Raw genomic sequence first — 22230 nt, forward strand, 5'->3', positions numbered from 1 at the left:
CCTTTAGTTATGAATGTTTTTTGTTTTCAGACGATAACCGGGCGCTGCCTGATGTGAGCCGCCTCAATGTTGTCATCTGAAATATTCCACTTCTCTATATAGACGCATGTGCTTCCTGTCAGCATTTCCAGAGTAGCCAGATCATGAATCAGATGTGCCCTGGCACACAGATACAGATATTCACCCTGGGCTGTCTCATCGGCCACCTCGCTGGTGTATGCAACCGTGGTTATCCACGGGAAGCGTACAGACGGATACCGGTGTTCAGGATCAAATGCGAATGGAATCCAGTAATTAATCATGTCTTTATAATAATTTGCCGGGAAAAGTCTGGGCATCCAGCCGTGGGCAAACTTTTCAAACTGCCTTGCCCACTCCTTATTCCAGCGTGTAATTTCTTCGTCCTTAGCTATACTGTCCGCTATAACGTCTTCCATCTTTTTGTTAACCGCGTAGTTGCTCTTATATGTTTCATCCGTAACCGTCCAGAAATATCCGTACAGTAAAGAACGGGGGAGCCAGAAACCTTTATAAGATGGGGATGTATAACCTGAAAACTGCTGTTCCCATTCATGGCTTGGCACGCCGTGATTATCTACGATAATGTCCGGCAGGAATTTTCGAAAGAGCCGGGTCAGTCCTATCGCCTCCGTGTGGATTGTGACCGGTTTAAAATGCTCATAATAAAACTCCTTGCCTATGGCATTGAATCTGGCAACATGCAGCTTCCAATTAGGATTATCTTTTTGCAGCTTATAATGAATTGCTGCTCCGTCCACATTTTCCATAGGAACAATGACAAGATTCAGCTTTTCCGGTATCTCTTTGTATGCCTCATCTGTCAGCAAAGTCTTTATCAGCATAAATGCAGCATTTGTACTGGATACTTCATTGGCATGATGACGTGAATTCACTATTTCGGATGGATACCGGGTAATCCGCTTTGTCCTCGACATATACCCTTTGTACTCCGGCAGGATTTCCACCGCATAAATTTCTCTCCCTGTATAAGAAACCGCTGTCCGATACACTCTCAATCCGGGGACATGCTTTAATTGGCCGATAATCTCTATATATTTTCTGTAACCAATCAATTCATTTTCCGATAAATCTATATCGGAAATATGCAATGTTTTTTCCGTATCGCCTGCCCGGCTTACAGGAACCGTGCAGCTGTCAGTTCCTGCTGCCAGCTTTAGGTAATCCATACCATGCAGTTTCTTCCCTATATCCAAAAGTCCCTTTTTGAGAAGCTCCGCATATGCTGCAACCACCTTTTCATCAGCACCTTCTATTCGGATTACAGCGCCTCTTCCCTCTTTTGTCTCTTCTACTGCTTCCATCCAGATTTGTATAGTCTGTCTTGAGCCTCTCGCCAGGATACGTTCACTTCCGCTGCTGATAAATGGCTCCTGAGCCTTCTGCGTGTACAACGTGACCTTCATACGGGGCTTTCCGTTTTTCTTCCTGACAACTGGAAGAATCAGGCCCGGAGCATCCAGCATAACTCCGGCTTTTTCCATTCCCAGGTTTTTAAAGTAATCTGCCCCTGCAAAATACATATCCTCATGCAGTCCGTCTAGAGTGGTAAACAAGTCCTCTCTTGACGGCAGGCGGAAGTCCGGTTCACTTGCCTCAACTTCAATTTTCAGGTTTGAGAAAAACGGCTGTCCTTCCAGTGTTATCAAACCACCGGTTTTTTCCTCTATGTAAGCTCTGCAATCGGAAAGTACTTCCCTCTGATAAATGGACCATATACGCTCCACATCTGTTTCCACACGGTTTTCATATAATAGATTCCCATTCACCAGCACTTTCAAATAACCAGTTGAAGGATGGACCTTTCCCATCTGTGGATAGTCATCAAGGTAAGGGCGCTCATGGCAGACCGCCTGGCAGGTATTTTCATAAATATTATTTCCATCCTTATCAAAAGCTTTTAGTTCATATGTCAGTTCCTCTGCGCCTTCATAAGCATAAAAGATGATATTCTCTCTCTGAATTCCGAGACCATCCGCCAGCATATCCTTTGCCGGGTATAATTCCTGCAAATACCGGATAGGCAGGTCGTACCACTGGTCAGGATTTCCTCCTAAATTGTTGTAAGAAGGGGTTGCCCCGTCTTCATCAGCCCAGTCCGTCACTCCCTGGGGTAAAAATGGCTTAAACCCAATCTCAAGTCTGTCTGTCCTGCCGTTTTGAAGCAAAAATGGAACAACCTCCTCTTCCAGCCAGGAATACCCCTGTTTATATGCACACAGGACAGAAATTTTTTCTGTACTGGCACCTGCTCCCGCAATTTTCCCCTCTATCTGATCTGCTGCTTTCCTGCGTTCTTTCTTCTCTTCACTGAGTGCCGCATATACCTCGACCTTATCTCCCGGTTTCAGTTTTGGATAAACTGAGGTTTCCAGCATATCTTGGAGATCATCTACTTCCCACTTAATGTCGTACTCTTTCTCATACACCTTTTGGGTGCTCTTATAATTGATAAAATCAATATCAGGAAATTCCTCTTTTACCTCCCCCCGCCTGCTTTCTATATCAGGAGATACATAAACCTCCGCCCCAGGTCCGGCAAATGCTTTTGCATAGGCAAGCTGTCCGTCTAAATTTCCCATAGACATGCTGTCTGTCATTTCCTGGAGGTAGTCCGTCCATGTGTCAAAGGGTCCCTGCATAGGAAAATATCCACAGAAGTCTGCTGCAAATGCTTCTAATTCTTCCCCTGAGCCTCCAACAACAATGCGGATTCCACCTTCTTTTTCCTCAAACTTTATGTAACACTCATCTGCTTGTTTAAATACAATAGCATTCCCTCTACATTCCCTGTTTTCAAGCAGAAATCCTTCATAAGCGGTGGTTTCCATTCCCATACGGAATGCAAATGTACAAGCCGCTGCAAGTACAGATAAATCTGCATCTTCTGACATCACAAAATGCACATCCATCTTATCCGGAAGAAAATCCAAGTTTTCATCCTTTAGAATATGACCTGTTTCAAATAGAGTCTCAAGCCCCTTTTTGCAGCGCCAGTCAAAATCAGGCACCGGCATGGCTGAGTCCGAGGCAGCTGCATAATCCTCAGGCACCTCCCCTGAAGCCTCCTTAACCTTGTAGTGATTCAAAGCATTCCATTCTGCGGGAATCTCTTCTCCCGACCCCCTTGACACAACAGGAAAAACTGCCGATTCGCTCTGAAACCCCAGCATTCTTGCCATCTCAACGGCTATCTGCTTCTCCTTCCACGTCAAATCTTCCCGGAGATGCAGCATATTGTTCTTGTTACGTTCCATATCATCATCTCCTTTCGGAACAAAGAACAAAACATGCTTTTTCAAGCATATATTTTCTTCATATTATTAACTTTTTATAAAAATGTCAATAATTTTAAAAACTTTTTATAAAGTATGTAAATATTTTATAAAAAATAACCCAATTTTCTACTTATATTTTCAAAATACAACCATTTTCTATTTTTTATCTATAATCAAAAAAGTGCTGTAAAGCGACTATGTTTATAGTCGCTTTACAGCACTTTTATGCGTTGAATTACTATATTAACCCTTTGCTTTGCAGGAATTCCCTGGCAACCTCTTTCGGAGTACGCTGTAATTCATCAACCTGATAATTAAGCTCCACCATCACCTCATCCGTGAGATATTCACCCAACTGTTCCATCAATGGTGCAATCTCAGGATACTTTTCTAAAGCATCCGCGCGTATAATCGGCATAGCATAATAAGGCGGGAAGTATTGTTTATCATCTTCCAGAACTTTTAAAGAAAACTTTTTGATAAGTCCATCTGTTGCGTATGCATCAATAATATCAACTTCCTTATTCACTAGTGCAGTATACCTGGGTGCAGCATCCAGAGTAACACCATCACCAAACTGGAACCCATACGTTTCCTGCAGTCCTGCCAGACCGTCATCTCTGTTTGTAAATTCAAATGTCATACCTGTTTTCATCTGGGCCGCAGCGCTGCGCAAATCACTGATGGTTTCAAGGCCATACATGTCTGCTGTCTCCTGTGTGACAGCCATAACAAAGGTGTTATTAAACTGCATTTGCTTAAGAACCTCAATGTCAAATTGTTCTTTTAGTTCTTTTTTAACTGTCTCATATACCTCTTCCATATCACTGATTGGCGGATGTGACAGTGTATCACTATACGCAGTTCCGCTATATTCAACATACATGTCAATATCGCCGGTCTTAATTGCCTCAAAACAAATCTGTGTTCCGCCTAAATCAAGCTGTCTGTTTACCCGTATCTCCGTATTCTCTTCAATCATATCAGCCAGCATATTTCCCACTATACCCTGCTCCGTAAAGTCCTTCCCACCAATTGTAATGGTTTGGTCTCCGCGGGATGAGTTACTGAATGCAGTGAAAATCATGGCAGCTGCAATACCTGCTGCTGTAACTCCTAAAATTGCCTTCTGTATGTTCCTCTGTCGCTTTTTTCTCATATTGCTGCCTTTTTGCAGACTGACAGGAGTTACAAGTTTTTCTACTGCTCCAAACAAGAAATCCACAAACAACGCTAACAGACAGGCAGGAACAGCACCCGCTATAATTTGATAATTGTTAACGGAACGGATACCGGAAAACACCAGAAATCCTAAGCCTCCGGCTCCTATGAATGCAGCCATAGTCATAAGACCCACGGCAGTTACCGAAGCAACTCTTACACCCGTCATAATAACCGGAAGTGCCAGAGGAATCTGCACCTTAGCCAATACCTGGGCGGGCGTTAACCCAATTCCTTTCGCTGCTTCAAGCGTCTCCGGATTTATATTTTCAACTCCGGTATAGGTGTTTTTTATAATAGGAAGCAGGGAATACATTACAACTGCGGCAACCGCAGGCACCATACCAATTCCCAAGAAAGGAATCATAAAACCAAGCAGAGCCATACTTGGTACAGCCTGTATAATATTTGCCACTCCCAGTACCGGCCTGCTCATTTTCTTCGCATAAGAAATGATAATTCCAAGCGGTACCCCAATCAGTATGGCTAAGCCTACAGAAAAGGCCGTCAGCCTGATATGCTCAACCACTAACGATAGGATTTGGGGGTAATTTCCAATCATGTATTCGATATATTTCATTTCTCACCCTCCTCACTGTCAATATATTGCTGGCTAAGTGCTGTTACCAGACTACTTCTGGTAATCAGGCCCACAAGACGGCGGTTGCTATCAGTAACAGGGATAGTAGAGAAATTATCATCCGTGGCAAGCTTCAATGCATCCAGCATGGTTTGATCAGGATGAAGTGTTAAGACATCAGAGTTCATAAAGTTTTCCGCAGTCTGGGCCTTATCTTCAACACCTCTCAAACTGCTTGCTTTAACAATCCCAAGAAACGTCTGAGTTTCCGGTTCTACAATAAGTAAGCTATCTACCTTCTTCTGCCGCATTCTGTCAATACATTTCATAATTGAAAGATTTTTTGCTGCTGTGACAGGCCGGTCAATCATAATATCTGAAACCTTTATATACTCTGGAGAAGACCAGATTCTGTTTTTACCAACAAAATTAGAAACAAACTCATCCTGAGGATTCTTCAGAATGTTCTCAGGTGTATCATATTGCAGCACTTTTCCATCCCGCATGATACATATCTTATCCGCAATTTTTACTGCCTCATCCATATCATGGGTAACAAAGACAATTGTCTTTTTTAACTTAGACTGCAGCTCCATCAGCTCATCCTGTAAATCCGAACGGGTAATCGGGTCCAATGCAGAAAATGGTTCATCCATCAGGATAATGTCCGGATCTGTAGCAAAGGAACGGGCAACACCCACACGCTGCTGCTGACCTCCGCTTAGTTCTGTAGGGTAACGGTCTAAAAATTCTTCACAGTCAAGCCCCACCATCTGCATCAGACGGCTTGTGTTCTTAGCCAGCTCAATAGGTTTGATTTTTTGCAGCTTCGGAATTAATTCTATATTCTCCCTTACCGTCATATGTGGAAATAAACCAGTTTGCTGGATAACATATCCAATATTTCTTCTCAGGGCAACCTCGTCCATTTCCTGAATATCTTTTCCCTCTATGCGTATAGTACCTGTGGTAATCTTTACAAGACGGTTAATCATCTTTAATAATGTTGTCTTGCCGCAGCCGCTTTCTCCAATAATTGCCACAAGGCTTCCCTTATCAATCTTAAGGCTGATATCGGAAAGAACTTGCTTCGTTTTATAGGTCTTTGTAATACTTTCAAATTGAATCATACTTTCACCTCCCCAACAAAGTAACAACTCATATTTTATATTAAAGTTGTTACTTTGTCAAGTTGACACCTTTCTTAGAAACGTATGCACAAGCGGCAGTTCTCTTATACAGATTCTGCTCACATGCTTATATTAGCAATCAAATTTTATTATAATCGTTAAATTGAAGGATATTCAAAATTGAATATAGTTGACAAAAAAGAATCTTGCTTGCGAGATTCTTCGCCTGCGGCAAGTTGCGGTAGCATCATCTTCCTTGACGCCACAGTGCAATCCCCCGGAGGATTTTTATATACCAGGAAACGCGCAGTTTCCTGGTATATAAAAAAGAGTACAGGTTCCTGACAAACCGGTACTCTTAATCTTTTCAATAATTTCATTCAAATGTTGCTTCGTGAGTGGCTTTATATGTGAGAAGAAAATCCTGAACCCGCTCAAAAGAAGTTTCATCACCAATAAAATAAAGTAAATCCCCTTCACTCAAACTCACATATGGACCCGGTGAAATTAACAGTGTTTCTTCCCTTTGGATTGCAATAACAGTTGCTGCCGTACTTTGCCAAAAATTCAGGTTACTCAGTGTCTTTCCAATACAATCCTTACCTTCAGGTACTTTAATTTCAAAGGGAGTGAACGGGTGAATCTCCTGAAAACGTTCTGACTTTTCTACAAGAGAAACTACCTGTTCCCCTAAAGCATCTAATTCCTTCTTTTGTTCAGAAATACGTTCCAATAGCTCTTTCTTCAAATTACTGATAGTCTGCGTGTTATGAAACCTCTGAAGAAACTGGGCAGCCTTTTCATAAGATAAAATCGTAACCCCGCTTCCCTTTGTAGTTGACACAATCTCTAAGTCAGATAAAATACAGATTGCTCTGCGGGCTGTTTCAGCTGACACAGAATATTGACTGGCAATCGAAGACCGGGAGTAAATCTTTTCTCCTACAACATACTTTTTTTCTACAATTTTAGCCGCTATATCAGCAGCGATTCTTTGATAAACAGGCAATACGACTGTTTTTGCTGTATTGCTTTTTTCCATATTACAATTTCTCCTTACTAATTAAAATAACGCAGGTTCCTATTATACAAAAAGCTGAATCCCCGGAACACCCCCGAAAATCAGCCCTTTTAATAAATTATTAATTAATCCTGAACGTATGGCGTTAGTGCAATACGACTCTCGTCACTGCTAAAAGCAACGGCACTGTTCTACTGTTTAATGAAGCTTTTTGTTGCCTTCAGTGCATGTAATATTCGCATAACATTAACCTGCAATTTCTCTTCCTCTACACAGCAGTAGATTTTATAATTCTTATAATTAAGCTTACGCACGCCCGTATTTTCATATCGCCAGTTGGATTTTTCTGCAGAATGACGATATGGATAATATGATAGTTCACGTATTTCTTTAAGCAAACCTGTCATAAGTTTATGTGCGGCTTGGGGCATCTATAATTGAATATGCTTTTATTATACTTCAAAACATATGTTTTGTATACCAGAATATTGCCCTCCTCTAAGCAAAAGACTTCAAAGCTCTCTTGACAAACATACACAGTGTATGTTATTCTCCTTACATACATAATGTATGTAAGGAGGTGAATAACTTGTCACGAAACAAATATCCTGAAGAAACAGAGCAGATAATACTTGACGCTGCATTAAAATTGTTTATTGAAAAGGGCTATGAGCAAACAACAATTCTTGATATAGTGGGTGAAATGGGCGGCCTGACACGAGGAGCCTTTTATCATCATTTCAAAACAAAGGAAGAAGTTTTTTTTGCGCTGACTGATAAATTATTTAATGATATAGAACCTTTTGAAAAACTCAAAGGCCGCACCGACATAAATGGTTTAGAAAAAATAAAACTGACCTTGCAAATATTAAACGAGAGCGAAGAATATGCTGTACTTCAACTTCAAATACTTCCATTGATTGAAAGCAGCCCGACAGCTTTTAAGGTATACATGGAAAAACAGCGAACCTTTTTAACGTCAAAATACGCTGAACTGATTGAAGAAGGTATAAACGATGGCTCAATCAAAGCAAGGTACCCAAAATTAACAGCGGAATTGTTTTTATTGATTTGTAATGTTTGGATGATGCCGACAATATACCCGCAGGCAAGCGAAGAAGAGGCGTGGCAAAGATTTAATATGGCAAAGGATATTGTTGATTTTTTGGGGTTGCCGGTTCTCGATAAAAAATTAACTTCGCAAGTCGCTATAACAGAACAAGGTATGGTTGTTGAAGTAAATAAAAAATAAGCCCGTAGTTACAGAACAGGGATTTTACGCCTTATACATACAGAATGTATAGGCTTAGCCATTTTAAAATAAACAATCGAATTAGGAGGAATTATGTAATGGAAGAACGCATTATTGGATTGGATGACCTTCTGGAAGAATTCAATGGGGATATTTTGGGCAAATCAAACGATGCCAAATATGTTGGCATTGCGACAATTACCCGCCGAGATTTAGAAAAGTTAAAAGCGTCAAATAATAAAGCCAAAATTAGGATGGTTGGCACATTAACATTTTCAGATGATATTACACCTGAACTGGCAAAAGAAACCATTGAAAGTGTCAAAGTACGCGGAACAATAAAGGCCACTAATGAAGTAAAAGAAGTTTTGAATCAACTTTAATAATATTGGAATTTGCTAATAGCATAGAATTACTTTAGCACCGGAGAATCCGATAGAATAAAGCCGTCACAAAAGTGACGGCTTGAAATCTTACTAATTAATCTTGAACGTATGGCATTAAAGCGAAATATCATATATGACTTTCATCTAATGCCGTCTTATGCCGTAACGCCCGCTTTTACAGCCTTTGCACAATTTTGATATTCCGTCTAATGCCGTCTTGCTTCGTCTTCTCTGACATTATTGGTGTACAAATTGGTGTAAAAAGTGGTGTACAAATTTCCCTGCTTTTTTCTCTTACATTATAGCATCCCTTTCAGGAGATGGCTACCCTTTCTTATATTTTCATCTTTAGTTAATGAAGTAGTTTCCAAAATAAAAATAGCTGAATTTTACTGGCGCAAATATTACGAATATACTTCAAAAGCTCTTTCCGCTACTTCTATTTAAACTGTCAAGTATTCCTTGACAGTTGCCGATGACTCTATTTATTTGACTTTTTGAACACTTTCCAGCAATTTCATTTCTCGCTTGGCGATCTCATCACTACAGTGTGTATAGATGTCCATCGTGGTGTCAATTCGGGCATGACCCATAATCTTCTGGACTGCTTTCACATCCATTCCGGCTTCATAGCACCTACTGGCAAAGGAATGGCGCATGACATGTGAAGAAAAGTATTTCAGATATACCGGTTCTCGATTTTCCTGTTCGGCAGCTTCTTTTTCTTCCCTGTTTTGCACCTTCATGATCCTTCCCAACTCAATATTTACCAAATCTGCTGTGTAGGGCTTGCCATTCTGGGTTGTAAAGACAAAATTGGAATGTCCATTCACTTTGACATTGCATTGAACACATAGCGACTCCTGATATGCTTTCTGTTGTTTCAATGCCTGTTTCACCACACCCAGCATCGGTACTATACGAATCGCATTTCTCGTCTTTGGTGAGTTAATCAGGTAACGATGCCCATCTTCGGTGATAAACCGTGTACTGTGCAACGTCTTGTTGACATCAATTATTTCATTCTCAAAGTCGATGTCCTCCCAGGTCAGTGCTGTCAGTTCCCCAACCCGCAGTCCTGTTCCGAAAGCGATGGTAAACATCGGCTTATACCTGTCAAAGAATTTATGTCCATCTATGTAATCCAGAAACAATCCTTGCTCCACCGGACTAAGAGCTTCCCGTTTCGCCGGTGCAGGCTTTACCAGTTCTTTCATCACATTTTCTGCCGGATTTTTATGAATCAAATCGTTATAAACGGCCTGCTCAAGCACACCATAAAGGATATTGTTTATATATCCAACGGTGCCGGAAGCCAAAGGATTCTCTCCATGCAGCAGATCATTATAGAATGAAATAATCTGCACCCTCTTAATCTTAGACACTCGCATACTACCAATTGTATCAGCGATATACCATTTCCAGTAGTTCTGATAATTTTGAAACGTGATTGGCTTTAGCTTATCCTTCTTGTAGATCTGCAGCCACTTCTCAAACCACTGATTCAGGCTCATATTTTCCAAATCACCATAAATACCACTGTTAAAGTCATTTTTCTTCTTTAACACTTTTGTTTTTAAGTTTATAAGATTTGTGTCATATAACGTAAACCGTTTTCCATTGAATGTGAATCTTGCTTGATATCTGCCATCACTCCTTTGCGAAAATCCATCCGGCAACTTTCTTCCTTTATTGTCCACTCGTTTAGTAGCTGTCTGCATTTTTATCCTCCTGCACGCCAACCAAACGATTAATACTATAATCTTATTATATAGGATGTTTGATTGGTGTCAATTATTATTTACTCGCTTATGTCATTTAAATAGTCCTTCACCTTCTCCATATTAATCAGGACTCGTCTGCCGATATAAATTTTGGCTTTGGCTTGCTCTACTATCTTATTTGCAGTGTGTTTCCCAGCTCCAATGTAGCCAATAAAATCATCCATTGTCATGGTCAATGCAGAATTACTTACCTCTTTTTTTATTGTTTCATTCACAACTGTTTTCACCCCTTCTCTTCATTTATTGATATTAAATGTTAATATCACAGCTATATAGTAAGAAGCTTACTGCATAACTCTAATATTAGAAATTGGCAAAGCTGGCCGGCTAACGTTAGCCGACCGCCGTTATATTTATCCCATCCCCTTGCCATGGGAGTATACCAGGCTGACTAAAGCATCATCATATTGTCCTGCCGAAACCCTTTCCTTACAGCAGACCAATTCCAGGCGCTACCCCAGACTAGCGGCTCCTCGCCGATAGAAGTATCATTATCCTCCTCATTTCAAACAATCTGCTATCGATTGCTCATGTAAACTGCCGCTATCATACCTTTCGCGTCTTCTATTACGATCCCTAGCTTTCATCCTGTTCGGACAGGTATTTCATGGCGAAGCTGATGGGTTTACATCACTTATGTGTTTTGGATTATGTACCTGTGTATACTGGCTATTTAGTTTTCATTGTGGGCTCTTTATCAGCCCATGAAAGGATGTTTTCTGCAAACATACTTTCATTGACTGACAAAGGTCAGAGCGGATAGCAGGCAATCTGTATTGCCTTTATATGTATCCGTCTGCCTTATATAACACGATTAACTTGTTAAAATCTTGAACTCCAGAACTTTGGAAATTAACTTGTTTTCCAGCCGACTACACAGCTCTTCGTCCACATATAGATAGGTTCCACCATAGTCATCGTAGAGTTTCCTTGTCGCCAGTACGGCAATGTATTTTCTGTAGTATTGGATCACAGCGTTTACTGCCGTAATATCACCGCGTGTTGCTGCTATGATGGTATCTCCTGGCAACGTCAATATCTTCTTGTATTCCATTAACTCACCCCCAGTCTATGTATTTTCGTAATTGCTTCAGCGTATGATTTCGCTGTCTGGAAACAGTTCTTCGGACCATATGTAATTGCTCTGCAATTTCTCTGTCACTCTTTCCTAAAAAATAAGACAACAGAATAATATCCCGCTTGCACTCCGGTATGTGGTTCAGAGCCTCAGCTAATTCATTTCCTCTGACAACAACCGGCAACCCCTTGACCTTGAAAATATGCTCATCTGCAAAATACTCATCAAAATCAGCCAATTGCATGTGTTCATGATCCGCGAGATCAGAAAGACTTTTTTCTCGTTTTCGTTGCCTCTCCAGCTCATCATAAAAGTCCCTTACTTCGTTTTTTAGTACCTTTTTACAAAAACTATCAAATTGGCCGGATATCCTTTTTTCAAAAGAATTGTAACTTTCCATTCCGTTCTCCCCTCCTTGTTAAGAGCGGGCGTTGCTCATCCCTTTCACACACCAGAACAGTAAAAAAGTAATTTGGGGACACATGATATGTCTGTATTTGTATTTTTTTGTAATAACTGTGTTTTTCATTTCCATACTTCCCTCCGCTTAATTGTTATGAACTTCTAACGCAAAGGCGGTGAGCGTAAATGAATGTTTATTTCTTTGTGTCGGAATTTGTCGAATAAAAAGCAGAAAAATACCCGCATGGGAAGTTTCCATACGGGTATCAATATGCTTATAACTATTAAATTTTTCTTTGAACATTTTATTCTCAAATTTTAAAATACACTGAGTCATTAGCCAATTATGGTTTGATTTTTCTTATATTGGGTTATTCTATCACCAGTTTTACACCGCCATAAATCCCCGCATCATTTCCCAGTCTCGCTTTTACAAAGACAGTATCTTTCGATGCATGAAATGCATACCGCTGATAATATTTTTGGATGCCATTGATTAGAATCTCGCCTGCCTCTGACAGCCCACCACCAATGACAAATACCTCCGGATCGATCACACAGGATATCTGTGCCAATGCCTTACCAAGTAATTTACAAGCCTCATCGACCTTATTAAGGGCAAGTAAGTCTCCACACTTTGCGGCATCAAAGATATCTTTTGCTGTTAGTTCTTTTCCATTATTTAACCTGGTCGGTACTTTGACCGGATTATTATGTACTTTTAAATAATGACTAGCCACTGCAGCAATCCCTCTCGCCGAAGCATATTGTTCCAGGCATCCATGATTTCCACAAGTACATTGATTGAGTTCTTCTTCCACCACCCTCATATGCCCAATCTCCCCAGCTGCACCGTGTTTGCCTGAAACAATTTTGCCATTGATAATGACTCCTGCTCCCACTCCAGTTCCCAGCGTCACCATAATCAGGTCTCTGTAACCTTCGCCTCCGCCTTTCCACATTTCTCCAAGTGCAGCGACATTAGCATCATTACCTGCCCTTACTTTTAATCCAGTCAATGCTTCTAATTTCTGTTCTACATTTAAAATCCCCCAACCAGTATTGACACACCGATAGACAGTTCCATCTTTTCCAACCGGTCCTGGTACTCCCAGCCCAATTCCTGCTACGTCTGCTGCTGAAATTGTTTCATCTGATAGTTTTTGCTGAATTGCCTCGGCAATATCTGTTAAGATGTATCCACCATTTTCTTCTGTGCGAGTCGGAAGCTCCCACTTTTCCATGAGTTCACCATTGGTTTTAAACAATCCCAGCTTCAGCGTTGTGCCGCCAATATCAATTCCAAATGCGTACCTTTTCATGCCTGTACCCTTCTTTGCTTTACTCCATAGAATCATCAGCCTTGTACCACATGATACTTTCATAAGGACGCAAAACTATTTCTTCTTGTAGCTGTGTCTCTTTATAATTAGTAAGTATTATATCTGTATTCTTTACTAATTTACTTATCTCAGATGGGCATACCACCTCTTCCCCCGTAAAGTTTCCTACTACATAAAGTTCCTGCCCATTCCACGTTCTCACATATGAAAAAATTCTCGCATCTTCTTCTGCTAACAGCTTAAAATCTCCTTCTGAAATAATGTCATATGTTTTTCGTATTTGGATCAGGGATTGATAGAAAGAGAATATTGATTCTTCTATGCTTAATTCCTTCTCAACATTAATCTCAGAATAATTAGGGTTTACCTTAATCCATGGTGTACCATTTGTAAAGCCGGCGTACTCTTTGGCGCTCCACTGCATGGGTGTTCTGGCATTATCACGCCCCTTTGCATAGATCCCTTTCATAATCTTCTCCATGCTCCATCCTGCTGCAAGTTTTTCCTGCACCATATTGATAGTCTCCACATCCTTATAGTCTTCTAACGGAAACTCTACATTCGTCATGCCAATTTCTTCGCCCTGATATATATAGGGTGTCCCCTGCATTCCATGAAGTACCATTGCCAGCATCTTGGCACTTTCCCTTCGATATCTTCCATCATCTCCCATCCTAGATACAATGCGCGGTTGATCGTGATTAGACCAAAACAAACTATTCCAGCCATTTTTATAAAGTGCGTGCTGCCATATTTTAAATACTTGCTTAAGCTCATTTACATCCAATTTCTTTAAATCCCACTTCCCATTCCCCTTTACCTCTTCAAGCCCCAGATGTTCAAAACCAAAAACCATCGTCAGCTCTTTCCTTTCAGGCTTAGAGTACATAGGTGCTGTGATCGGTGTCGCAAAAGAAGTTTCACCAACGGTAAATACTTCCCTGCCCGCGAAACAATTTTGATGCATTTCCTGCAGGTATTCATGTGTTTGCGGACTGATCATAAGTTCTTTTCCCGGCACTTTCCCAATCAAGTCAATCACATCCATGCGGAATCCATTAATTCCTTTGTCAAGCCACCAGTTAATCAACTGATACACCTCTTTCCGAACATTTGGGTTCTTCCAGTTAAGGTCTGGCTGCCGTTTACTAAAGAGATGATAATAATATTCATCTGTCTCTGCATTGTATTCCCACACTGAACCGCTGAAAAATGACTGCTGTCCGGTAATGGGTTTTTCCTCCCAGATGTAATAATCATGATACTTGCTTTTTTTATCGGCTTTAGCCGCCCGAAACCACTCATGCTCGTCACTGGTATGGTTTACCACCAGATCCATAATCAGCTTCATGCCTCGGTCATGCAGCATCCCCAGAAGCTCTTCCAACTGCTCCATTGTTCCAAACAATGGATTAATTTTATAATAATTACTGATATCATAGCCATTATCATCCATTGGTGACTCATAAACCGGTGTTAGCCATATAACATCTACCCCCAGCTGGTTTAGATAATCCACCTTTTCGATCACCCCGCCAATATCTCCAATACCATCTCCATTGCTATCTTTAAAACTCATTGGATATACTTGATATACAACTGCTTTCTTCCACCACTCCATTCTACTTTTCCCTCCTGCATATTTGAAAATCTTCTTTTTCAATCACAAAATCCCATACCGAGTCTGCTTTCCGAAGTACAATAATCTCATGTACATCTGCTTTTACATCATAAAGCTGACCACCCTTAAAAACCTCTCCTGTAAAGAGGTGAATCCATTCTCCTCGCGGAACATACACCCTACGGAAAGTTGCCCCTTCACTAATAACCGGTGCCACCAACAAATCATCACCAAACATATATTGATCAAATATATCCCATGTTGATTCATCTTCTGGAAATTCTATAAACAGTGCACGCATCATCGGAATACCAGACTGCACGCTTTTTTCTGCCTGTTCGATAATATATGGCAGTAATGCCATCCGCAGCTTCGCATAATAGCGGTAATCTTCTATTACCCATGGGGCATTCTGCCGCTTTGCAATATTCCATGGTGTGCGATCCTGATTGAATTGGGCCTTACTCTCCGCATGATACTGCATGATAGGGCAGAAAGCAGCCATTTGTGTGGAACGGATATATAACTCTGCGCTTGGAATTTCACCACTGAAACCACCCAAATCCCATCCCCAAAACGGAACACCCGAAATTCCGGCATTGAGACCAGCACATAGATTTCTGCTGAATGCTTCAAAGGTTGATCGTTCATCTCCCGCCCAGTGAGCCGGCATTTTGGCAGCACCGGTATAGCCAGCCCGGGAAAAGACAATTCCGCCCCTCTTTTCTTTAATATAGCGGTAATATGCTGAAATATAAGAATTAGGATACTCATTTCTCATCTCTTTTCCGGTAGAGCCATCCGCAAAGCAAATATCATCGCCAAAAACAAACTCTCCTCCATCCGTTTTGAACCCATCAATACCAACATCTGTCACCAGATATTCTCGCTTGTCAAACCACCAACGTACTGCTTCTTCATTTGTAAAGTCAAATAAGAGGCTGCCGGTAAACCATCCTTCTGGCATCCGGTAGGCATTTCTGTCTGGCGAAACTGCGACATATCCCTGTCTAATTGCATAGGATTCATCATAATCTTTCTGCAGGTGATGCAGTGAATTTATATACTTGATAATGGGTATCTGCCACAAAATGCAGGCAAGTCCATTTTCATGAAGGTATCCTACCAATCCCTTCGGGTCCGGCCACCTACCCCACTTGGGAAATATATAATCCTGATACTGCAATGCCTTCGCTCCGTTGTTTTCCGTATAAACTGCATCATTAAAAGCATAATAAGTTGCCTCATCGCTCCACGCTTCAATCACCAGAACTGTCGCCGGTATATCATGTTGCTTTGTAAGTTCCACCTGTTTTCGTACTTCTGTTTCACTATCCCAGTTATTACTGGACATCCATGGACCAAATGCCCAGTCTGGCAAAGGCTCTGGCCGACCTGTCAAAGTACTGAATTTGCCGATAATATCTTTCGGTAATCCTACAAAACAATGCAGTTTTATCATTGCTTCCTGCACCTCAATTGTATAAAACTTCTCATTGCTTTTGCACATATCAAATTCTGTATAGCATTTTGTATCCACATATAGCCCATACTTCTCGGAGCTCAAGAAATATGGCATTGGAAAGTAAGTGCGTATTCCCTGATCTTTATACTGGTTATACACATATACATCAACCAAATTTCCGCGCTGATTTATATGATTATAACGTTCACCAAAACCATAAAATCTTTCTTGCTTCCTCGCTGCTATTTGCATTCCGGTTGAAACAATTCCTTGATTATCCCGCCAGACATAAATTTCCTTGATTGTAATTTTGACATCTAATAGTTCCACCTGAAAACATGCTTCATCCGATGCAAACACCTTCATATGACCATCTGCCTTTATTGAATAATCAGTAATCGTCGGATTATCCGTTTCTTCCAGATGTAACTCCCATTGTCCTTCTCTATCAGTAACATGGGCCGTATATGTTTTTCCTTGATCAGATGTCAGTTCCACAATTATTTGCTTTTCATTTTCGTAAATGTGCCTGACATTTTGGATACGTTCCTTTTGGAGGATTACCAATTCATAACACTCTGACCGGTAGTCTTTTGTCGTAAAATAGTAGCTTACTTTTTCTCCACCTTTAAAGGTACCCAAATCAAACCGATAGTTCTCAGTATCCTCCTCAAAGTTTCCCACCATTTTAATTTCATTGCCAGATCCAGTCTGATATGCAACATAGATTGGCTCCGGATATCTTACTGGCCAGGCTGCTGCATATAAGACGACCCTCTCTCCTTCTTTTGGCTGCCAAGGAGTTCTTTCATAATTCTGTGATTGATAACGATTCGAGTTGCCAAACGGAACATGCATAATTGGCTTATCTGCAAGAACTCCGGCAGCGGCAAGCTTAAATCTAACAATCTTACCGATTGCTGCTGCAATCCCCACCGCATCAGATATCTCATCCAGAAATATTTTAGCGTGTTTATAGTCAGACTTTTCTGCAAAATACCATGCCAGCATCGCTTTTTGTTCAGGTGTCTCCACCTTCATCTCGCCAACAGCCGCTACCAGCACCAGATCTTCCGGTGTGAACAGACCAAACGGAACACATATAAACAGCAACTCTGTAGAAACTGTAAGGCCGCCCTTCACATCTACCAGTTTCCCGCCTGATGTATAGTGCGTATACACATAATTTTTCATCTCTCCAAGTGTCTGTGCAACTGCATCCTCTTTTAGAAACAAATTACTGTTATACAAGCTCCCATACGCAAGACCCACATTGGCCGCATAAAAATCTTCTTTCTCGTCCCAAAAACTTGATTGTTTTTCTTTCCACACACTTAATATCTTTTTCTGCATTTGCTTCATCTGTAGCTTGTATGTAGCTAAAAAATCTGTCTCAGATGCCAGGCGATGATACTCTGCCGCAAGAAACAGCAAGACACACATTTCATGATAGGAGTGTTTTTCTAAGGTAAACATATCGTGAAGTTCTTCTTTTACCCCTGACAAATCTCCGCTGACACAGCGTCTATAGATATCTAGCCATCTCATATTCTTATTTTGCTGATTCAATTTTGGTTTCCTCCTCTAGCAGATAAAATATGCTGACACAAACTCTGCGCAAGCCCATGTCAACGGATTGATATAACATCGCTCCTCTTGATTTGCATCCACCGCCTCCGGCAGCAATCCATATGCATTACTGTGTAATACACACCAGCTCAACTTCCGACTGTATTCTTCCAAACTGCCATACTTTTTACAGTACTCCGCACAAGCCAAAGTATTAAACAGCCACGGTCCGTGATGATACTCCTGTTCCGAATAGCCGATACCATCTTCAAAGAAGGAGGCATACTTCAATAAATATGTATGCGTTTTTTGCATATTTTCATCATTAGGATAACCATAAAGTGGACCGAAGTATTGTGGAGTATCATATTTTTTTACAATATGGTCATGGTAATCTACATATCCATAATCGTATCTTCCGATTTCCTGATTAAATGTCGTTTGAATCCCTGCATAAATCCGAATACATAACTTTTTACATTTCTCTTCATACTTCTCATTTCCATATAGTGAAAACAGTTCTTTTGCTGCATCAATGCCGCCATAAATGAACATATTGGATGATGTAATAAAGGCACCGCCGAATACTCCTTCATTTACGCCCCCCTCCGCACCGACCATTCCCCACTTGGTTTGTGCTCCTTCTAAAACCTCTATTAAGGATATCAATAGCTTTTCTGCAATAAGCAGTTTACCGGTTATCTGATAAAACTCATAAATAATCCGACAAAAGTATCCAATCGAATCCAACTGGTGAAATACATTATTATTAGCACCTTCATTTGGTCTGCCACGGCCGTCATACCGCTGATAAAATTCCCCATTTTCCTTACGTTTACGCTCAATCAAATAGCAAAGAATGGATTCGCATTCCCGGACATGTCCTGCTAACAAAAAGGCTCTTGCCACCATAATAGAATCCCGGGCATAATAACATGGCATCTGATTGCAGAAATAGTGTCCGGTCAAGTCTGCCGGTATATACCCCCCGACACAAACTGCTTTCAATGCAATCAAATTTGTATATGCCATATCTTTAAACTCCTCCGGCCTATCCTGTGTATCAATGATTCCTTCCGTCAACCAAGATCTCCAAAAAGATCCAGCTGCTTCCCTGGCGTCCTCCATTTGATATTCCTGAATATCCTGATGGAGTTCCTGACTGGAATCCGCAAAAATCAATGCCCAGCGATATACAACTGTCTCTCCTGGCAAAACAGTGAATTCTTCTCCGCTCACGCACCCCAGACGACAATCTGTATGTACTGCTTCTTTCTGCTCTTTTCTTTTCATTACATCCAGAAATGTCTGATATGCAAAATCCGTGGGGGAGTCTTCTACCATATATTGTTCCATCTTCCCCTGTGCTATCATACCAATATGCACATTGCCGGTATGTATCAGAATATCCCCCTGTTCTGATAGCTTACTGTGTATTTGCCGTCCATTACGCACAGCCGCGTATCCATAACAGGTAAGTCGCTGCGATTTATTACTTTCATTTGATATAGAACACTCAAATACTAACCGATTCTTACCATAAGCATATATCTGATCCTGCTTAATAAGATCATGCTCCTCCAATTGGAATGTATCTACATAGCGATGATGCTCTTCCACCCTTGTCTGATATGGTCTGATATGTTCCGGATGAGTATGCGCTTTCCATTTTTTATTTCCATAATACAATGTATCTTCTATTTTTACCATTGTGACTGCTGACTGAAGCAGATCATGATCATATTCTTTATAAAACAGGTGATATATCCCCGTCCCATTAATATCTACAATCCCATTATTTACAGTATAAATAGATGCTATATTTTCATTTCCGATCAGGCCGATCCCTGTGTACTGTTCTCTCTCCATAGCTGTCTTGATTACCCTTTCTATCTTAAAATGAGCACTGCAAAATACTTGAAGTATCTATCCCGTATTTTGCAGCACTCTTCCTACTTACCTTTTATTTCAATATATCGGAAACCTTACTTTGAGCAGCAGTAAGTGCTTCTTTCGCAGACTGTTTTCCGATTACCGCTTTGTCAAGTTCTTCATTAATGGCATCCTGTACCTGTGAATACTTATCCACTACCGGAGGCATAATTCCAGTATCCAATGCTTCAAAAATTACTTCACGGCTGGCTGGCTTTTCAATCGCAAAAAACTTTTCTTTAATGGTGTCATCATTTGTCACCGGAAGATCCCAATTAGTATCCAGACGAATCTGAGTTGCTTCCGAATCCACCGACATAAATTTGATGAATTTCCAAACCGCTTCCGGATTCTTGGTATTCGCACTTCCGACAACACCATCCGCGAATACATGATGCACCTTCTGAGTATTACCTGGCTCTAAAGAAATGTCCCAGTTGAAGCTCACGTCCCCAAATGTTCCCAACATCCAGCTGCCGGTTCTAAGCATAGCAATCTCACCATTTTTAAACATATCTTCTGGAGATTTTCCGCTCATCTGTTCCGGGGTTGGTTGAATATTATACTTCAGCATCTTATCCAGCATCCATGTAAAGGCTTCTGTATTGGCTTCGGAGTCAATGGTCGGTTTCCCATCCTGATCAAATAACGCGCCACCATTCTGGGCAACTGTTTTATATAATTCATTATATTGAACTGGAGAATAAGAACCATAGACTCCGTCTTTTGTTAGCTTCTGTGCTGCTTCAAGTTCTTCTTTCCAAGTCCATTCCGTGGTTGGGTATGCCACGCCTGCTTTATCAAACAAATCTTTATTATAATACATTACAACATCTGAAAACTTCTCTGTAAGTCCATATAACTTTTCATCATATTTAAAATAATTGTAAGCATCTCCCGACAGCAAATCCGGTGTAAAAGAATCATCTTTTTCAGAGAGCTCGGTTATATCAAGAAGTACTCCATTTTTTGCATAGGTCACAAAGTTCTCGTAATTAATTTCGAATACATCCGGCAGCGTCTTAGACGATGCCTGTGTCTGGAGTTTTGTAAAATAATCATCATAGCCTATAATTTCATATTCAACATGTATATTGGTATTTTGTTTCTCAAATACTGCAATCATCTGCTCCAGATCCTTGATATGATCCGGACCTGCGGAATAGGTCGTATACTTGATTGTTACTTTCCCATCAGTACCTTCCTCTTTCTTATTACAGCCTGCCAGCATTCCCATAATCATTACCAAACTCAACAAACCTGCTAATACTCTTTTCATTTTCATAATGTCTCCTCCTATTTAATACCGGTGTTTTGAACACCTTCAATAAAATACTTTTGTGCAAATAAGTATACAATTAATATCGGAACTACACTTATCAAGGTCGCTCCCATGAGCACGCTCCAATCTACATACCACCTTCCTTGCAGTTGTGAAAGAAATAGTGGTAAAGTTGTATGATACTCATCCGATGCTACTAAAAGCGGCCAAAGAAACTCATTCCATGCCCCCATAAAGCCGGTTACTGCCAACACCGAAAGTCCCGTCTTGGTGAGCGGAAGCATCACTTGAAAAAATACTCGGATAAAGCCTGCCCCATCTAAACATGCCGCTTCCTCCAGCGCCATTGGAATATTTCTAAAATACTGTCTCATCAAAAACGTCCCAAATGCATTAAACATACCAGGTAAGAATAATGCTACGTAGGTATTGATAAGTCCCATTTTATTCATCAGGATATACTGGGGAATGATCGTTGCCTGTACCGGAACCATCATCGTTGCCAGATACAACAGGAAGATTTTTTCCCGATGTTTAAATTCAATTCGGGCAAATACAAATCCTGCCATTGCGCACGTTAATATCTGACCTGCCGTAGCTACCACTGCTACAAATACACTATTAAATAAATAACGCAGCACTTTATAATCTGTAAACAACGTCCCGAAACTATCAAGCGACAAAGATTTTAAAACATTAGTGATAGTCATTTGATAGGTGATGTCCGAATTGGTGAACGCTACTATCAGCATCCAGCCAAAGGGTACAATCATTATTGCCGCGCCTACTGTCAGCAGTAGATATATCGCCAGCTTACTTTTCTTCATAATCTACCTCCCATCTGGTC

The 22230-nt window shown here is 40.7% G+C and carries 16 protein-coding genes; 2 read left to right on the top strand and 14 right to left on the bottom strand.

Translation table 11 applies throughout. The annotated features are described in order from the left end of the window. Positions 1-26: 26 nt before the first annotated feature. From A8805_RS08910 to A8805_RS08925, 4 genes are all read right to left on the bottom strand, one after another. Positions 27-3296 (bottom strand): M14 family metallopeptidase, encoded by a 3270-nt coding sequence (locus tag A8805_RS08910; protein WP_109710208.1) that lies wholly within the window; start codon positions 3294-3296, stop codon positions 27-29. A 259-nt stretch (positions 3297-3555) separates the two neighbouring features. After that, positions 3556-5118, bottom strand: coding sequence for a glycine betaine ABC transporter substrate-binding protein (locus tag A8805_RS08915; RefSeq protein WP_109710210.1), 1563 nt, complete (start codon positions 5116-5118; stop codon positions 3556-3558). Continuing rightward, positions 5115-6248 (bottom strand): ABC transporter ATP-binding protein, encoded by a 1134-nt coding sequence (locus tag A8805_RS08920; protein WP_109710212.1) that lies wholly within the window; start codon positions 6246-6248, stop codon positions 5115-5117. The genes A8805_RS08915 and A8805_RS08920 overlap by 4 nt, the downstream gene beginning before the upstream one ends. Before the next feature lie 376 nt (positions 6249-6624). Then, entirely contained in the window at positions 6625-7290 is a 666-nt protein-coding gene (locus tag A8805_RS08925) for a TrkA C-terminal domain-containing protein (RefSeq protein ID WP_109710214.1), read from the bottom strand. Between the two features lie 568 nt (positions 7291-7858). Between A8805_RS08925 and A8805_RS08935 the strand changes: the two genes are divergently transcribed. Together A8805_RS08935 and A8805_RS08940 are read left to right on the top strand one after the other, a co-directional pair. Continuing rightward, positions 7859-8521, top strand: a complete 663-nt coding sequence (locus A8805_RS08935; RefSeq protein ID WP_109710218.1) for a TetR/AcrR family transcriptional regulator — start codon at positions 7859-7861, stop codon at positions 8519-8521. A 98-nt stretch (positions 8522-8619) separates the two neighbouring features. Next, a complete protein-coding gene (locus A8805_RS08940; RefSeq protein ID WP_109710221.1) occupies positions 8620-8904 on the top strand; it encodes a hypothetical protein in 285 nt (94 codons plus the stop codon). Positions 8905-9392: 488 nt separating this feature from the next. Here A8805_RS08940 and A8805_RS08945 read toward each other — a convergent pair whose 3' ends face one another. The 10 genes from A8805_RS08945 to A8805_RS08990 all read right to left on the bottom strand — a co-directional run bounded on the left by A8805_RS08945 (position 9393) and on the right by A8805_RS08990 (position 22210). Next, a complete protein-coding gene (locus A8805_RS08945) occupies positions 9393-10628 on the bottom strand; it encodes a tyrosine-type recombinase/integrase (RefSeq protein WP_109710223.1) in 1236 nt (411 codons plus the stop codon). A gap of 80 nt (positions 10629-10708) precedes the next feature. Continuing rightward, positions 10709-10918 carry a hypothetical protein gene (locus A8805_RS08950; protein WP_109710225.1) on the bottom strand — a complete coding sequence of 70 codons (210 nt, stop codon included), beginning with the start codon at positions 10916-10918 and terminating at the stop codon, positions 10709-10711. A gap of 587 nt (positions 10919-11505) precedes the next feature. Then, positions 11506-11745 carry a helix-turn-helix domain-containing protein gene (locus A8805_RS08955; protein ID WP_109710227.1) on the bottom strand — a complete coding sequence of 80 codons (240 nt, stop codon included), beginning with the start codon at positions 11743-11745 and terminating at the stop codon, positions 11506-11508. 4 nt (positions 11746-11749) lie between these two features. Further along, complete coding sequence (locus tag A8805_RS08960) at positions 11750-12169, bottom strand: sigma-70 family RNA polymerase sigma factor (protein ID WP_109710229.1); 420 nt, start codon at positions 12167-12169, stop codon at positions 11750-11752. Positions 12170-12542: 373 nt separating this feature from the next. Continuing rightward, positions 12543-13493, bottom strand: a complete 951-nt coding sequence (locus tag A8805_RS08965) for an ROK family glucokinase (RefSeq protein ID WP_109710231.1) — start codon at positions 13491-13493, stop codon at positions 12543-12545. 19 nt (positions 13494-13512) lie between these two features. Further along, a complete protein-coding gene (locus A8805_RS08970) occupies positions 13513-15135 on the bottom strand; it encodes an alpha,alpha-phosphotrehalase (protein WP_109710233.1) in 1623 nt (540 codons plus the stop codon). 1 nt (position 15136) lies between these two features. After that, the gene (locus A8805_RS08975) at positions 15137-18169 is read right to left on the bottom strand and encodes a TIM-barrel domain-containing protein (RefSeq protein ID WP_109710235.1); all 3033 of its coding nucleotides are present in this window, start codon (positions 18167-18169) and stop codon (positions 15137-15139) included. A 15-nt stretch (positions 18170-18184) separates the two neighbouring features. Further along, complete coding sequence (locus tag A8805_RS08980) at positions 18185-20038, bottom strand: hypothetical protein (RefSeq protein WP_109710237.1); 1854 nt, start codon at positions 20036-20038, stop codon at positions 18185-18187. 94 nt (positions 20039-20132) lie between these two features. Beyond that, positions 20133-21386, bottom strand: a complete 1254-nt coding sequence (locus A8805_RS08985) for an ABC transporter substrate-binding protein (RefSeq protein ID WP_109710239.1) — start codon at positions 21384-21386, stop codon at positions 20133-20135. Between the two features lie 11 nt (positions 21387-21397). After that, positions 21398-22210 carry a carbohydrate ABC transporter permease gene (locus A8805_RS08990; protein WP_181392784.1) on the bottom strand — a complete coding sequence of 271 codons (813 nt, stop codon included), beginning with the start codon at positions 22208-22210 and terminating at the stop codon, positions 21398-21400. Positions 22211-22230: the final 20 nt, after the last annotated feature.

It is taken from the genome of Faecalicatena contorta, from assembly GCF_003149105.1.
Lineage (GTDB): Bacteria > Bacillota > Clostridia > Lachnospirales > Lachnospiraceae > Muricomes > Muricomes contortus_C.

Bases quoted from the DNA above. Each gene is read 5' to 3' on its own strand.
- A8805_RS08910 (WP_109710208.1), bottom strand. From the start codon at position 3,296: ATGGAACGTAACAAGAACAATATGCTGCATCTCCGGGAAGATTTGACG.
- A8805_RS08915 (WP_109710210.1), bottom strand. From the start codon at position 5,118: ATGAAATATATCGAATACATGATTGGAAATTACCCCCAAATCCTATCG.
- A8805_RS08920 (WP_109710212.1), bottom strand. From the start codon at position 6,248: ATGATTCAATTTGAAAGTATTACAAAGACCTATAAAACGAAGCAAGTT.
- A8805_RS08925 (WP_109710214.1), bottom strand. From the start codon at position 7,290: ATGGAAAAAAGCAATACAGCAAAAACAGTCGTATTGCCTGTTTATCAA.
- A8805_RS08940 (WP_109710221.1), top strand. From the start codon at position 8,620: ATGGAAGAACGCATTATTGGATTGGATGACCTTCTGGAAGAATTCAAT.
- A8805_RS08945 (WP_109710223.1), bottom strand. From the start codon at position 10,628: ATGCAGACAGCTACTAAACGAGTGGACAATAAAGGAAGAAAGTTGCCG.
- A8805_RS08955 (WP_109710227.1), bottom strand. From the start codon at position 11,745: ATGGAATACAAGAAGATATTGACGTTGCCAGGAGATACCATCATAGCA.
- A8805_RS08960 (WP_109710229.1), bottom strand. From the start codon at position 12,169: ATGGAAAGTTACAATTCTTTTGAAAAAAGGATATCCGGCCAATTTGAT.
- A8805_RS08965 (WP_109710231.1), bottom strand. From the start codon at position 13,493: ATGAAAAGGTACGCATTTGGAATTGATATTGGCGGCACAACGCTGAAG.
- A8805_RS08970 (WP_109710233.1), bottom strand. From the start codon at position 15,135: ATGGAGTGGTGGAAGAAAGCAGTTGTATATCAAGTATATCCAATGAGT.
- A8805_RS08980 (WP_109710237.1), bottom strand. From the start codon at position 20,038: ATGGAGAGAGAACAGTACACAGGGATCGGCCTGATCGGAAATGAAAAT.
- A8805_RS08985 (WP_109710239.1), bottom strand. From the start codon at position 21,386: ATGAAAATGAAAAGAGTATTAGCAGGTTTGTTGAGTTTGGTAATGATT.
- A8805_RS08990 (WP_181392784.1), bottom strand. From the start codon at position 22,210: ATGAAGAAAAGTAAGCTGGCGATATATCTACTGCTGACAGTAGGCGCG.